At 57.7% G+C, this 14,633-nt stretch carries 10 protein-coding genes; 5 read left to right on the top strand and 5 right to left on the bottom strand.

Features of this window, described 5'->3' with window-relative positions:
• The first annotated feature begins 48 nt into the window (after positions 1 to 48).
• From ACVDG9_RS11215 to tssH, 5 genes are all read left to right on the top strand, one after another.
• On the top strand, positions 49 to 534 hold the full coding sequence (locus tag ACVDG9_RS11215; RefSeq protein WP_022999368.1) for an Hcp family type VI secretion system effector: 486 nt from the start codon (positions 49 to 51) through the stop codon (positions 532 to 534).
• A gap of 144 nt (positions 535 to 678) precedes the next feature.
• Positions 679 to 1,230 (top strand): type VI secretion system baseplate subunit TssE, encoded by a 552-nt coding sequence (gene tssE, locus ACVDG9_RS11210; protein WP_022999369.1) that lies wholly within the window; start codon positions 679 to 681, stop codon positions 1,228 to 1,230.
• Positions 1,227 to 3,224, top strand: coding sequence for a type VI secretion system baseplate subunit TssF (tssF, locus tag ACVDG9_RS11205; protein WP_447237990.1), 1,998 nt, complete (start codon positions 1,227 to 1,229; stop codon positions 3,222 to 3,224). The genes tssE and tssF overlap by 4 nt, the downstream gene beginning before the upstream one ends.
• Entirely contained in the window at positions 3,221 to 4,798 is a 1,578-nt protein-coding gene (gene tssG / locus ACVDG9_RS11200; RefSeq protein ID WP_447237989.1) for a type VI secretion system baseplate subunit TssG, read from the top strand. The genes tssF and tssG overlap by 4 nt, the downstream gene beginning before the upstream one ends.
• Before the next feature lie 25 nt (positions 4,799 to 4,823).
• Positions 4,824 to 7,631: a type VI secretion system ATPase TssH gene (gene tssH / locus ACVDG9_RS11195; RefSeq protein WP_447237988.1), complete on the top strand. Its 2,808-nt coding sequence runs from the start codon at positions 4,824 to 4,826 to the stop codon at positions 7,629 to 7,631.
• Positions 7,632 to 7,723: 92 nt separating this feature from the next.
• Here the strand turns inward: tssH and ACVDG9_RS11190 are convergent, their stop codons facing one another.
• From ACVDG9_RS11190 to ACVDG9_RS11170, 5 genes are all read right to left on the bottom strand, one after another.
• Positions 7,724 to 8,020, bottom strand: coding sequence for a PAAR domain-containing contractile injection system baseplate protein (locus ACVDG9_RS11190; RefSeq protein WP_031268781.1), 297 nt, complete (start codon positions 8,018 to 8,020; stop codon positions 7,724 to 7,726).
• 107 nt (positions 8,021 to 8,127) lie between these two features.
• On the bottom strand, positions 8,128 to 9,945 hold the full coding sequence (locus ACVDG9_RS11185; RefSeq protein ID WP_447237987.1) for a M23 family metallopeptidase: 1,818 nt from the start codon (positions 9,943 to 9,945) through the stop codon (positions 8,128 to 8,130).
• A gap of 280 nt (positions 9,946 to 10,225) precedes the next feature.
• On the bottom strand, positions 10,226 to 12,163 hold the full coding sequence (locus tag ACVDG9_RS11180; protein ID WP_447237986.1) for an adenylate/guanylate cyclase domain-containing protein: 1,938 nt from the start codon (positions 12,161 to 12,163) through the stop codon (positions 10,226 to 10,228).
• Entirely contained in the window at positions 12,160 to 12,840 is a 681-nt protein-coding gene (locus ACVDG9_RS11175) for a hypothetical protein (RefSeq protein ID WP_208984155.1), read from the bottom strand. The genes ACVDG9_RS11180 and ACVDG9_RS11175 overlap by 4 nt, the downstream gene beginning before the upstream one ends.
• A gap of 161 nt (positions 12,841 to 13,001) precedes the next feature.
• On the bottom strand, positions 13,002 to 14,627 hold the full coding sequence (locus tag ACVDG9_RS11170; protein ID WP_447237985.1) for a caspase family protein: 1,626 nt from the start codon (positions 14,625 to 14,627) through the stop codon (positions 13,002 to 13,004).
• Positions 14,628 to 14,633 lie beyond the last annotated feature (6 nt).

Here is a 14,633-nt window from a genome sequence, read left to right as displayed (position 1 = left end):
AGCCAGGAACATTTACCTGGCCCTCAACAACCAAGAGGATCTATTAAAATGGCCGTCGATTTTTATCTGGAACTTGAAGGTATCAAAGGCGAAGCACAGGACAAGACCCATAAGGACAAGATTGACGTCCTTTCCTGGTCCTGGGGCGCTTCCCAGTCCGGCACCACCCACATGGGTTCGGGCTCCGGCTCCGGCAAGGCACACTTCCAGGATCTGAGCATCACCAAGTTCGTCGACAAATCCACCCCTGTGCTTCTGCAGCACGTGTCGACTGGCAAGCATATCACCAAAGGCACTCTCTTTGTTCGCAAGGCTGCCGGTGATAACCCGCTGGAATACATCAAGCTCGAAATGAAGGACATTATCGTGACCAACGTTTCGACCGGCGGCAGTGGCTCCGACGATCGCATCACGGAGAGCGTCACGCTGAACTTCGGTGAGTACAAATACATCTACACCGAACAGAAGCCGGACGGCTCCAAGGGCGCAGCCCCCGAGTTTGCCTGGGACATTGCAGCAAACGAAAAGAAATAAGGCTTCGGCCTGCAGGGCTGCCGCGCTTCGGCGCGGCAGCCTTCTTTGGTTCGGACCGGCGATGCAGACTTTCAATTTTCGAAGCGGCACCGCCACGGTCATACTTAGGAATTTCCGGGGCAGCAGTCAGCGTGGGCTTGGCCGATGGCTAAATCAAATGTGAAAATGCACTCCCCGCTGATGTGGGCCTTCCGTGCAATGGACGACCCAGACTACAAGGCCGCTCAGGACAGGCAAAAAGAAGCACAGAACGGCGCCAACCTCAGGTCCGGTCGGCGGCTTTCCAGATCCTACGGTGTCTCTGAACACACGCTGCTTTCCGAAGTCCGGCAAGATCTGCAGGCGCTCCTCAATACGGTCAACCTCAATTCCACTCAGGACCTTTCCGATTTTCCGGAAGTTGAGAGCTCGATCATCAATTACGGATTGCCAGACCTTTCTGTCCATATTGTTGACAGCGTTCGCATTGATCGACTTGCCGAAGACATCCGACAGGCCCTCATCCATTTCGAACCGCGCATGGACCCGCGCACGCTCAAGGTCGAGCGCGACGACAAGGTCGAAAGCGATACCTTCAAGGTAAGATTTCTCATCAAGGCAGAAATACGCTGCGATCCGATCCGGGTCGCGAGTGAATTCGTAGCCGACGTCGACCCTGCTTTCGGCCGTATCAAAATCATCGGGGCAACTGCATGAACCGGGAATTTCTCGACCTCTATAATCAGGAACTCACCTACCTGCGAGAACAAGGGGCGTCATTCGCGGAGGCCTATCCTGCTGTAGCAGAACGCCTGGGTGGGCTTCTGGAAGACCGTTCCGACCCCATGCTGTCCGGATTGCTTGAAGGTACAGCCTTCCTGTCGGCTCGCGTGCAGCTGAAAATGAAGCATGAGTTCGCCGAATTCACTTCCAACCTGTTCGAACAACTATATCCAACCGCGCTGGCGCCCATTCCCTCTCTGGTACTTGCCCGCGTGACGCCGAAATATGGCGACGCGAATTTGCGCAACGGCATAAAGGTCGATCGCCATGCTCCCATGGAGGCCGTCTTCCGTGAACGCCAGGGAGAGGTTCGCTGCAGGTTCACTCTCACCTCTCCTATTACGCTGACACCCCTGGAGCTGACAGCTGCAAAGTACCTGAGTTCAGCTGCGCAGGTCTCCGGTCTCGGTGCGGAGATGGCTGAAGACAGACGCACGCGCGCAGGTCTGTCCATCACGTTCACACACCGCATGTCCGAGGATCCGGAAAACGAGGTTTCAGCCGAAGAAGCCTTGAAGAAACCAGAATACCAGGTGGCCGGCTGTCGGATCGATTCACTTCCCGTCCGATTGATCGGACCTCTGGATCTGGCTGCGAAGGTCTATGAACAGATCTTCGGACATACAATCGCGCTCTACATCCGTACCGAAGACGCCTTCGGTCAGGCCAGCCTGCAGCGCCTGCCCGTCGATGCCATCGAGCAGCTGGGTTTCGATGAAGAAGATTCCCTCTTGCACAACGACTTGCGCCTGTTCACCGGCTTTGATCACTTGCGCGACTATTTCAACTTTCCGCGCAGCTTCCTCGGGTTCCGTCTGACCGGTCTGCGCCGTTACCTGGATAGGGTCAAGGCAAAAGCATTCGATCTGGTCTTCGTGTTCGATGAAGCAGAAAACCGGTTGCCTGCTCACGTTGAACGCAAGATTTTCGCGCTTCACTCAGCACCGGCCGTCAACTTGTTCGAAAGGCAGACTGACCGGGTGCCGATCAAGAAAGGGCAGCACGAGTTTGCTGTCATCACGGACCGGACACGGCCACTGGATTATGAAGTGCATGCCGTCACTGAAGTTTCCGCCCACTTCTCAGGAGGCGAGAAACGACCGGTTGAACCGCTCTACAGCGTTGCACCAGACACTGAAAAAGCCGGTCACGAGTGGTTTTATACCATTCGTCGTTTGCCGCGACGCCAGTCGTCTTCCGAAATCCGGCGCATGCAGCCGAGCCACTACATAGGTACAGAAACTTTCATCTCTATCTCAAGCGGAGCGCAGGCTGCCGCCCTGCTGCAAACCGGCAAGAAACGTCTTTCGGAACTATCACTGAAGGTATTGGCATCCAACCGGTCGCTGGCCGCAGATTTGCCCGTGGGAACCAACCCGGACAAGTCCGAGATTGGGGACTTTCGCATACTGGAGGATATCGGCCTCAAGGTAGATTGTGTCGCCGGACCGACGTCCCCAAGGCCGCCGCTTCTTTCCTACAATGAAAGGCTGGGCGAACAGGGCCACGCTGGCGCCATTGCCTGGCGGCTCATTAACATTCTGGCCTTGAACCATACCGGCCTTGTACACGATGCGGCAGGTCAGGACGGTCGGTCGTTCCGCGATGTGCTGAGCGTCTTCGCGCCACTTTCCGACAGTTCAGCAGACCGGCAGGCCCAGTCCGTTCGGTCGGTTTCGACAAGGCCAGTTGTCCGCCGCCTGCAACAGAAGTCCGGGACAGGTGTCGCCAGGGGGCTCGAAATCACGATCACGCTCGATGACAAGGCTTTTGAAGGGGCAAGTGCCTTTCTGATGGGAGCTGTCCTCGACCGGTTTGTCGCCGAATACGCCTCCATCAATCACTTCACGCAGTGTGTGATCGCAACGACAGAGCGCGGCATTATCATGAAGTGGCCTCCGCGGATCGGCGCGAAAGGAATTCTATGAGCGGTCCGGCAGACAAGGATCTGACGAAAACCCGTGTTGCACGGGACAAGACCGTTGTGCCTTCATCCTCCCGGAAGGCCCCGGCATGGCCGACCAAAGAGGAGACGGCGACGGCAGTCGAGACTGATGAGAAGGCCGACGCTGACGATATCTGGACCGAAAAACCGCAGGACAACAACACACCTGCGGACGAGACAGAAGCGCTCGCAATCAAGTCGCCCACGATTGAATCTGCCGCGATCACATCGCCAGAACACGCCGCTCCCTCACCTGCCGACACCCAACCAGAAACGCCTGCCCCACAAATCGATCCTCCAGCTGAGACGCCTGCCGAGGTAACGAAGGAGATGATTGAGACGCAGGCCACAGAGACTGCGTCTGATCCAACAGCTGAGGAAGCAGTTCCGGAAACCCCGCGTATCGAGGTGCCGGTCCAGCAGCAATACGCGTCGTTGCTTACAGCCCTTGGAGACCGCATCGAGAAGCATCCAGGTGGACATGATCTGCTGGCAGTGCTGAGAATGCTCGAAGGCCAGACCGCTCCGGGAATATCAGAAAGCGGAATAAAGCCGAAGAACGCCGATGAGCCCGCTCCACCCAGGATCGGCAAGAGCCGGCGCATGATGGAAGACATCGTTCGCTTCGGTCAGGACCCGTCCAGCGAATTCGCCACGTCGACCATAGAGCGTGCGACAAAGGACGGTGACCGCGGCCTGGTCTTGCTGGAACGCTTCCTTGGTTTGCTTGGACCGCAAGGCGCTCTGCCTTCCGCCTATACCGACGAAGCGATCATGCGCGGGCTCAGAGGCGATGACAGTTTTCCGAGATTCCTTGACCTATTCAACAACCGCTTCGTGCAATTGTTCTACCGTGCGTGGGCCGATGCCAGACCGATCGTTCAACATGACCGGCCGGACGACGACCGGTTTCTCGCCTATCTCGGGTCGGCGATCGGCATCGGCACCCCGTTTTACCGGGACCTCGACAGGATCGATGATCGGCTCAAGCTGCTCTATGCGGGCCTTATGGCCCCCAAGACAAAGAGCGCCGCTCGTCTGAAGGCCCTCATCACAGGCGTTTTCGATGTCCGGGTAGAGATTGATCAATGTGTCGGGACGTGGCTGCATCTGGACAAGGACGATCAGCTCAAGCTTGGAGGTTTCGGGCCAGGCGGAGCCGGGCAACTTGGCGCCGACACGATCGTTGGATCCAAGGTCTATAGTGTGAGTGACAAGATCCGGATCAGGATTTTCACGAGCAGTCTGGAGGAATATCGGCAGTTTCTCCCGCCAACCCGGGCAAGACCCAATCCCTGGACAGAGAAGCTTTTCGACCTCATCGATTTTTATCTGGGTCTGGAAATTGAATATGAAATTGAACTTGCGCTGCCGAAGAGATGCGCATCCGCTGTCCGGATGGATGCCAACAACTCCGCAACGCTTGGACATATCGGCTGGCTGAAGCCTGCCGCTTCCGGCCCCGACGACGATACTGACCTGGAGGCCGAAGAAGAAGAAATGCTTACCGACACCCGTTTCCGGCCTGTGCGTCGCCACACCACAGTCTACCAATAGGTCTCAAGTCTGAAGGACCGATATTATGAATGACATTACGGTTGAAAAAGTTGTCAACAAGACCAACTCAACTGCCTACGACAGCCTGGACAAGGCCATGAGGCTTACGAAGGATGCCGGCCACCGGCATCTCGAGCTGGTCCACTGGTTTTACTATCTGATCCGCAACGAAAATTCTGATGTATTTCATATTCTGCGGCATTTCGACGTCGATCTCGGCACCCTGGACAAGGACCTGCAGGCCGCGCTTGCAGAGTTCAAGATCAACCAGACCGAACTTCCGTCCATGTCCAAGCCTTTCCGCGAAGCGCTGGAAGGAGCCTGGTTCGTTGGCACGCTGACATACGGCGACTACAAGATCCGCACGGCCTATGTCCTTCTTTTCATGCTTGGCGAAGAGAGCACCCGAACGCAGCTTTTCCAGCTGTCCAAGGCTCTCAACAAGCTCAAGCACGATGAAATCGCGAACAACCTTGACGCCATCGCCGGATCATCCGGTGAAGTGCGGGCGAGGCCCATCGACGGTTCAAGTCCAGCCTCCGGTAGCGCAGCAGGCGAACCGGGCGCAGAGCCGCTCGCGGCAGGAGGCCCCGGGGAAGATGCACTCAGTCAGTTCACTGTAGATTTCACAGCTCGTGCGCGGGCAAAGGAATTCGATCCGATCGTCGGCCGCGACGAAGAAATCCGGCAAGTCATCGACGTTCTGATGCGCCGCCGCCAGAACAACCCGATCCTGACCGGCGAAGCCGGCGTCGGCAAAACGGCCATCGTCGAAGGCTTTGCGCAGAAAATCGTTGCCGGTGATGTTCCGCCCGCGCTGCTGGGCACCCGCCTTTGTGCGCTGGATCTCGGCTTGCTTCAGGCCGGCGCGTCGATGAAAGGCGAATTCGAGAAACGTTTGCGCGCGGTCATTGATGCCGTCCATGGCTCCATCGTGCCGACGATCCTGTTCATTGATGAAGCCCATACGTTGATCGGAGCCGGCGGCGCTGCCGGAACGGGCGATGCAGCCAACCTTCTGAAGCCTGCGCTTGCCCGCGGCACACTCAGGACCGTCGCGGCCACGACGTGGTCGGAATACCGCCAGCATTTTGAAAAAGACCCGGCCCTGACACGGCGCTTCCAGCCCGTGCAGGTTGACGAACCGGATGAGGAAAAGTGCTTTGCCATGGTGCGCGGCCTGCTTGGCCCGATGGAAGATCATCACCAGGTTCGCATCCTCGATAGCGCTGTGCGGTCAGCGGTATCTTTGTCGCATCGCTACATTCCAGCGCGCCAGCTGCCGGACAAGGCGGTCAGCGTACTCGACACCGCCTCGGCACGCGTCAACATCTCGCAAGCAGCACAGCCAGCCCGGTTGCTGGACCTGGTTGCCCGAAAAGGTTTTCTGGAGACAGAGAAAAAGGCCCTGACCAACGATGCCGAACTGGGCCTGGAGCATCAGGAACAGCTCGAGGCACTTTCCAACGCGATTACGGAAACCGAAAGCGACATTGAGACTGTCCGCAATCAGTGGGAAAACGAGCGGAAACTGGTAGCCGGAATCAGGCGTTTGAATGCCGCTCTTGCAAAGCTTCGCGGTGTTGAACCTGCGCCTCATCCGGAAAGCGAGGCAATCGAAGATCCGCAGCACGACAAGCCCGCTCTAGTTCCGATCGATGAGATCGAGCTTGAACTTGACGTGGACCTGACCAACGAAGACGCCATTCGCGATGCGCTCCAGGCGATGCGCACGGAGCTTTCCGAAATCCCCGAAGATGATCGCATGGTCTATGCCTATGTCGACGATGAGGCTGTTGCCAGCATCATTTCCGACTGGACCGGCATTCCGGTCGGCCGGATGGTGCAGGACGAAATGCAGACGATCCTGACGCTGACCGACAGCCTCAACAAGCGCGTGATCGGTCAGGCCCATGGCTTGGCAATGATCTCGAAGCGCATCGAGACCAGCCGCGCCCAGTTGGGCAATCCGGACAAGCCAATTGGCGTGTTCATGCTGTGCGGCCCCTCCGGTGTTGGTAAAACCGAAACCGCCCTGGCCCTTGCCGAGACCCTTTATGGTGGTGAGGAAAGCCTGATCACCATCAATATGTCCGAATTCCAGGAAGCGCATTCCGTTTCCGGTCTGAAAGGCGCTCCTCCGGGATATGTAGGCTATGGCGAAGGCGGCCGGTTGACCGAAGCCGTGCGGCGTAAGCCTTACTCGGTCGTCCTTCTGGACGAAGTCGAAAAGGCTCATCCGGATGTGCACGAAATCTTCTTCCAGGTGTTCGACAAGGGTTGGATGGAAGACGGCATGGGTCGGAAGATCGACTTCCGCAACACGTTGATACTGCTGACCTCGAATGTCGGCACTGACATCATCATGAATGCAGCAACTCACATGCTGGATGCGCCGGTTTCCAGTGATCCGGATCTTGCGGCAACCGACCCGAACGCACCGGATCCGGAGAAGCTCGCGGAAACCTTGAGACCGGCATTGCTCGACGTGTTCCCGCCGGCCCTGCTCGGCCGTATCGTGACCATCCCCTACTATCCGCTGTCGCCGTCCATGCTCGGGTTCATCGTCCGGCTTCAGCTCAACCGTATCGTCAAACGGGTCAAGCAGAACCGGGATGCCGTGCTGAGTTATGGCGACGACGTGGTGAGCCATATCGTTTCACTCTGCCGCGACCCGGACAGCGGTGGCCGCATGATCGACAACATCCTGACCAACGACCTTCTGCCGAAGCTGTCGCGTGCGTTCCTCACGGCGCAAATGAACGGCGAAGAACTGAAGGGTGTGACCTTGAAAGCGACGGAAACCGGTATCGAAATCGAGCCGGCCAGCTGACATCAACCAACAAAAAACGCCGGACAGGTACTCCCACCTGTCCGGCGTTTCGATTCCGCCCGGAAATCTGCCTGATTGTCGCTGGTTCAGATTCAGCCCCCGATAAGAACGGTAAATTCCCCTGTCGTGATCGCGCCACCCTTGGCTGTTGGATCGCCAATGCGGGCCGCAGGCAAACTTCCGATAAGAACAGTCAGCGACCCCATGATAATGGGGTCGACATTTGCCGGCGGAGGGCCGACACACACGCAAAGGTCCGTCATTCTCGCAGCAGGACGCTTACCGATCAGGACGTTGATCTTGCAGGGTGGCGCAATCGGCAACCCTGGCGGAACGGGTGTCATCGGGCACATATGAAAATCGCCCAGGCGGGCAGCTGGTCTGGTCATGGCAGCCTCGTGCGTTGTTACACTCTTGCCAGAATGAACGTTCCTGCGACAAATACTGGGACCTGGATCACAGTCTGGCGTATTTCAGCGCTTCCGCAAGTCCTGTTTCACTGCACGCTCAAAATGTCGGCAATCACCGTCCGGTATTCCTGCAGATCCTTGCCCCCGACAGACTGCGGTGCTTCCGCTCCCGTCTCCATTTCAAAGGCCAGCGGGTCTGTCGGCTCTCCCCTGTGTCTGATTTCGAAATGAAGGTGCGGTCCGGTGGAAAGCCCCGTAGTTCCGACGTAACCAATCAGATCACCCGCCTGAACCACAGACCCTAGCTGGATGCCATCGGCGTATTCATGCATATGCGCGTAGCGGCTGGTAATTCCGTCCTTGTGGGTAAGTTCAATGAAATTGCCATAACCTCCTCGCACATCGCGATAGGTGACCTTTCCGGAAAAGGCCGCGTGGATCGCGGTTCCAGTGGGGGCCGCCCAATCGACACCGGCATGCAGGCGTTCCGTTTTCTTGATCGGGTGAAATCTCATGCCGAACTTCGATGTCAGAACACCTTTGACCGGGACAAGCATGGCGCCGGACAAGCTGACCTTGCCGCCTTCGTTCACACAGGCAAAACCGCGATTACCGGGCGCTTTCAGCACGTAACAGCGAACGGACCAATCGTCCCCACGCCGAACACCGGCAAAGAGCACCCTGCCACCGCCACGCTTCTCGTCTCGAGCACTGTCCGTGAATACCAGAGTAACTCTCTCATCTGGTTTGATCGATCGCTTCAGGTCGGTCATGGGCGCCAAATATGCGATTGCCTCGCCCACGATAGAAGCGGGCACGGCATTGCGGACTGCGGTGGCATAAACACCGTCGATCAAGCGATGCGAGTTGGCAGGTTGAGTTGCCTCCTCACCCGCGATCTTCTGTTCCACGATCGTCTTGCCAAACCAGGGATCGGCGCCGGCTACATACCCGTCCCCGTCTCTTCCGACCGAATAGGCGGCTGTACCGATATACCCTTCCCGGCCGTAGATCGAAATCTGGACAGGCCGATAATAATCGCCAATCCGGCCTACCTTGTTCGGCATACGAACACCTCGCACCGCGATCTTGTCGCCTGCGATCAAATCGCTTTTGTCAAAGTTGTCCTTGACGAATTCCACCAGCGAATCCAGGACTTCCTCGTCGAACCCTTTGCCTTTCAGGAAATCCTTGAGCGTAGCCGCTTTTACTACCTCCTCGCGTACTTCGACCCGGCTGGGCCCCTGACCGATGGGACGCTCGGTGAGATAGAGGTTCAACGTGTCAGTTGACGGTTTCAGAAAAACCGGCAAATCGGGAGAACCATCGTCCGCGGGCTGCGCATCTTCTTCAACGACTATGCCCTCGGCCTCATCCCCGCCCCCGAAATTGCCGAACTGAAAGTCCGCCTCACTACCCGGTGCGCGAATAACAAGGTTGCCGTCATCGTCCAGCATCTGGCTGTCCAGCACGTATGCGGCGACAGACGGTACCGACGCAGCACCGTCCCCGATCGCAGCGGCTGGCACTGGACGCTCCGACAAGTCTATCCGCCGATTGGCGGCACCATCCTTCAAAAGGACCGGGTCGCCCGCCAACGGAATGACAGCTGAGAGGGCCATGTCGAAAAACGGATCGGCCGGAACATCGAGATCCTCCTCGTTGGTCAACGCAGTGTCATCAACATCCTGTTCCAGGGCTTGATCATTGGCGACGGTTTCGTCCGGATCTTGCTGCGGAGCATTTTCCGGAGAGGCGCTGTCCGACACCGCTTCGGCGATCTCCTGTAACCCGATTTCCTCGGGGGGTGACAGGGATATCGCGCCGGAGGAGATCAGATGGGCAATGCCGCCAGCAGCACCGCCCAGCACCAGGAACCCAATGGCCATCGCAGCATAAAGCACAATGGGTGACCGTTTCGGAGCCGCCCCCTTGGCCGGCGCAGCTCCTGGCTTTGGTGGTGGTGTAGCGGTAGGGCCAGCTTGTGGCGCCTTTTGCGACGGACGGATCACGGTCCTGTCAAATTCTGGGCGATGAGCACCCGGATTTTGGTTGTCAGGCCATTGGACCATTGTGAGACCTTAAGCGCAGCGTCGCAGCTGCTCAGGCTGCCGAAAATCAATATCCCGATCATGCCGGATGATTGGGAAAGATGCAAAAAATGCTGTGTTTGAAAGCGCTTCGTCAGGAGCGCGGAAACGTGACCAGCTTGCTCCTGTCCTGTTCCTGCCGCGCGATCGTCCGTTTTTCTTCCGGCTCCATGTACATTTCAGGTAGATCCAGAGTGTAAACGGTGATGTCGGAACTGAGACCACGCAATTGTCCTTTCCAGATCTCAGCAACCGGATAGGACGAAGGCAGTTTCTCGGCGACCGATTGACTGACTGCGAGACGAACCTTGTGGTCCTTGGCAACGGATTCGACCCGGCTTGCCGTGTTGACGGTGGTACCCATGACGGTGAAGGAACGGCGATGTTCACCACCGATGTCGCCCACCAGAACCGGTCCGGCGTTAAGGGCTATGCGCAGGTCCAGCGGTGGTTGTCCGGTGATTTCGCGCAATCTGTCTAGCAGATTTATGATTTCTGTTGCGGCATCGACAGCCGATTTTTCGGGATGCTCGACCGTATTGGGTGCGTTCCAGACCGCCATGATCGCGTCGCCGATGTACTTGTCGATATACCCTTGGTGAGCGGTGATCACCTGTCCGATCCTGTCGAAACAGGAATTGACCACGCGCACCACATCCTTATCGGCGAGTTTTTCCGACATCTTGGTGAAGCCGACGATATCGATGAAGGCCACGACGACATGCCGGGTTTCCCCACCAAGCGCCGGCAATTGTTCGGAACTCGCCATCAGCTTGATGACATCCGGGGCAAGGTAGTGACCGAAGAGCCTCACCAGAGACCTCTGCCGGCGCTGCAGGATGCCGACCTTCCCGACAGCCGCGATGATTGTCGCGGTGACGAAGGCAACCGGAGCAACGCCTGGCGAAGGAAACATGCCGAGCTCCATACTGCCAAGGCTCACGCCCAGTCCGCAAAGCACTCCGCCGACAGCCACAACAGGTAAGACGACCAGCGGAAGCGACAGACCTGCGAGCGCGCCAACCACGGCAAAGATGACCGCAAATGCGGGGACGAGACCAGCGGGAGGCTCGGTCACGATCCTTCCGGCGATAGGCGAGCCGATGAAATCGGCCAGTACAAATACACCGGCGGTTTGCGGCTGTACGCGTGGTCGCCCGCTTGGCCCCGTTTCTGCCAGCTGCTCTGGCAGATGAGGCAGGAAACGGTCAGAAAAAAGATGCTCGTCTTCATAGGGCAACAGCCCGCCGAACAGTACGATGCGGCCTTCTGCAAAACGGGCAAGTTCCTGCCTGCCCTCATCACTTTCCAGAAGCTGCAGAACGTCGATAAGCGAAAGATACGGAACGGACGTTGCGAGGCGGGCGGATGGCACCGGAATGTAGGTTTCAGCTAACTCGACACCTGCGATACCCAAAAGCGCATCGATCAGATGTGGCGAAGCGGTGAGAGGTGAATGCGGCTCGTGTCGTCGCACCACACCGTCGCTGTCAGTTGAAACGATAACCGACCTGACACCGCCCTCACCGGCTGCAGCGGAAAACATGCGTTGAGGTACGCCTATTTCGGTGTGAGCAATGAACACCTTGCCGCGGTTCTGATAGAGGAACCGCTGAAATGCCAGGTCAAAGCCTTTCAATCTGGCTTCGCCGGTGCTGGGATCCACAAAGCCGTCCGCACTATAGGCAAATACAAAGTCATAGCCCAGCGCCACCGCGCCAGCATTCAGCATGGCTTGTCCGGCCTCTGCCAGAACCGGGGTCATCAGAACCCGCGGTATTGGTGCCAACCGGTCGGAGTTAAGAGCTTTTTGATCGAGGCCGACCACGACAACAGGTGCAGGACCTGCCTGCTCCTTGTTGTCCATGAGGGCCTTGATCTGGAACAGGCGGTCTGTCACCCACCCTTCCCAGATGGCCTTTTGAGCGGATAAACCGATGGCGATCCCAGCCCCTACCGCAACGAGTGCGATGAGCAAGATGAGCTGTTTTCGTCCAATGGCTGCGTCCGCGAACCGGCCGCCAAATATCATTTCACGATGACGACAGCGGTTTTCCGTCCAACCTGGACCGGGTCGATAGTGATCGTGCGCATGACGACACCATAGTCTGGCGCCTTGCCTTGCAGGAACAGCTCAACCTCAACGGCCTCGTCTTCCGGCTCACGGTTCGGCATGTCGGTCAGAATATTGTCGAGCATATCGAAGCGCTTGGGTTCACCGCCCCCAAAGGAAACAAACACCGTGTCGTATTGATCGCGCAGCTTGTTGTCGAACCGCAACATCAATGACGCAGCTTTCTTGTTTTCCAGTGTAAGGCCACGCAGCGTAACGGTCAGACCTTTGTCAGCCTTTTCGCTGTCGGTTCCGCTGTCTGCCTGCAAGCAGTTACCCGCTCTCAGAACTTTCTGTTCAGAACCTTCTGCGGTGTATCCCTCGGAAGATACCTTCAGCACACCGGCCTGAATCCTGACTTCCTGACACGCGGAATAGTCCAGCAGGTCAACATGTCCGGTAGCGCCGAGATCGACTACGTCACCAGGCATAAGCTCGGTAAACGCGGACACATCAACACCTTCCGACTTGTCCAGCACCAGCGCAATCGGATCCGCTAGTGCAGAACCGGCGGACAGCGCAAACATCAGACCCGCGAGAGCACTCGTGGCCTGCAAACTTCGCCTTGAACAGGCATGCTTCAAAATCCGTTTCATGAAGGGCTCCTGATTCCCTGGTCATTCCAAATACGCCCGGCCTTTTCGACGCAGCCCAGCGCTGACTATGGTTCGATATTACCAGAGGATGGCGAAATGAGTGTGGCCATGGTCACAAAAATTCTTTTCAAGCGCAACAAGATAGAAGGAGACCTCGCGTGTCAGCCGGCGGGCTCCGTGTAGACACCGGCAATACCCACGGCATCTGCATACTGGCCAATCAACTCAAGCAATTTTGGTGTCAGCTCGGCGCTCAGAGGTTTGCCATCGAGTGCAGCCAATACGCCGACCAATTGAGGCATCGGTTTGGCCGACCGTACCATAACGATATGGTCCGCACCGAACGGCAGGGCGGCCCTCAAGTTCAACACATAAGGCTTGGCTGCCTGAACCGTGGTGTCCTTGCCAAGCGGGTCTGCCTTCTTGTTGGGGGCAAGCAGACGAAGCGTGCCGTCTGCTTCCAGCGCGAACACGGCCATATTGCCTGCCTGGTCCGATTTAAGACCAACCTTGAATGCATCTCCTTCGGGGATATGCCCGACTGACGGCTGGAGTGTTCCTTCAATTGGCTGGCGCTCACGCGACAAGGCATAAAGATCGGTCAGAAAACCCCATTTGGTCACAACATCGGAAAACCGGTCGATGTTGGTCGCCTTGCCGCGCAGCACCACGTCGCCAAATTTGGTCAGGACGTCGCCTTCTTCCACATCCCAGAACAGATCCGCGGTCCCATCTTCAACGACCTTCAGGCGGCCCTCCTGTTTGCCGGCCAGCTGCTGCAATACCGGTGTGGCAGCATTGGTGCTCGCAGACAGGGTCAAGACGCCGTTTTCATGTGCGAATATCTGCTCGTTGACACGCGGCAGGACAGCGGCGCGGCTGTCACCGCTCATGGTCAGGCTGGGCGACTGGCGTCCCTCCGTTGCGACCCGCACGGTTTCCTTGAGAAACAGGCTGAGCTCCTCCATGGAGATACCGCCATCGCGATCCAGATCCGCCCTTCCCTCGACACCGCGCGCAAAGGCCCAGCTCAAGGCACCGCGCGGTTCACCGGCAATCAAAAGCTCCGGGATGACCTGTCCATCGACAGTAGCGCCTACGTAGATAACGTTGGGAAGGTCCTGGACGTCGCCTGTCTGCTGGGCGTTTCCGGCCAGCATGGGCGGAAGAGGCTGAGAGCGAAGGGCGTCGTTCTCGAACGGGGGTAAACCAACCAGCCGCGTCCCCAGCCGTGTGATACGCGGGTCCACGGATCGGGTCATTGTGCCCGAGTGGCAGCTATCTGCCAGAACCAGAACACTGCGTCCACCGGCAGCCCGGAGCATTGCGGCGATGTCATCGTCTCGCAGTCTCTCGCCATTACCCGGAGCTGCAATATCGAAACCGGCCAGAAGGAAGACTTCGTCCATGCCGTCTTCTTCCGAACCCTTTACCCACTCGGGCTCCTGTGCCCCATGCCCAGCAAAGGACAAAACAAGAACATCATCAGCGTCCGCGCGGGAAATAAGATCCTGCCACGACGAAAGGATTGCCTGCCTTGACGCATCGGCATCGTATAGCGTGGTCAGGTCGGTAACACCGGCAGCTGTCAGTGTTTCGGCGATGTCTCGCGCATCATTGACCGCCCCCTTCAAGGGAGAAACGTGCTGATAGGCGTCGACGCCCACAACGAGTGCTCGCCACTGTCCGGCTTCCGCTGTCGAGCCAAAGCTCACTGCAATAAGAAACAGGCCGCACATTCTGGCCCAGATATATCGTCCGGACGCCAGGCCAAATGGAACATTCATCGGTGT

The sequence above is a fragment of the Roseibium sp. RP-7 genome, from assembly GCF_053005225.1.
The sequence above is the reverse complement of the archived record's forward strand: the minus strand, read 5'-3'. Positions and strand labels throughout refer to the sequence as shown.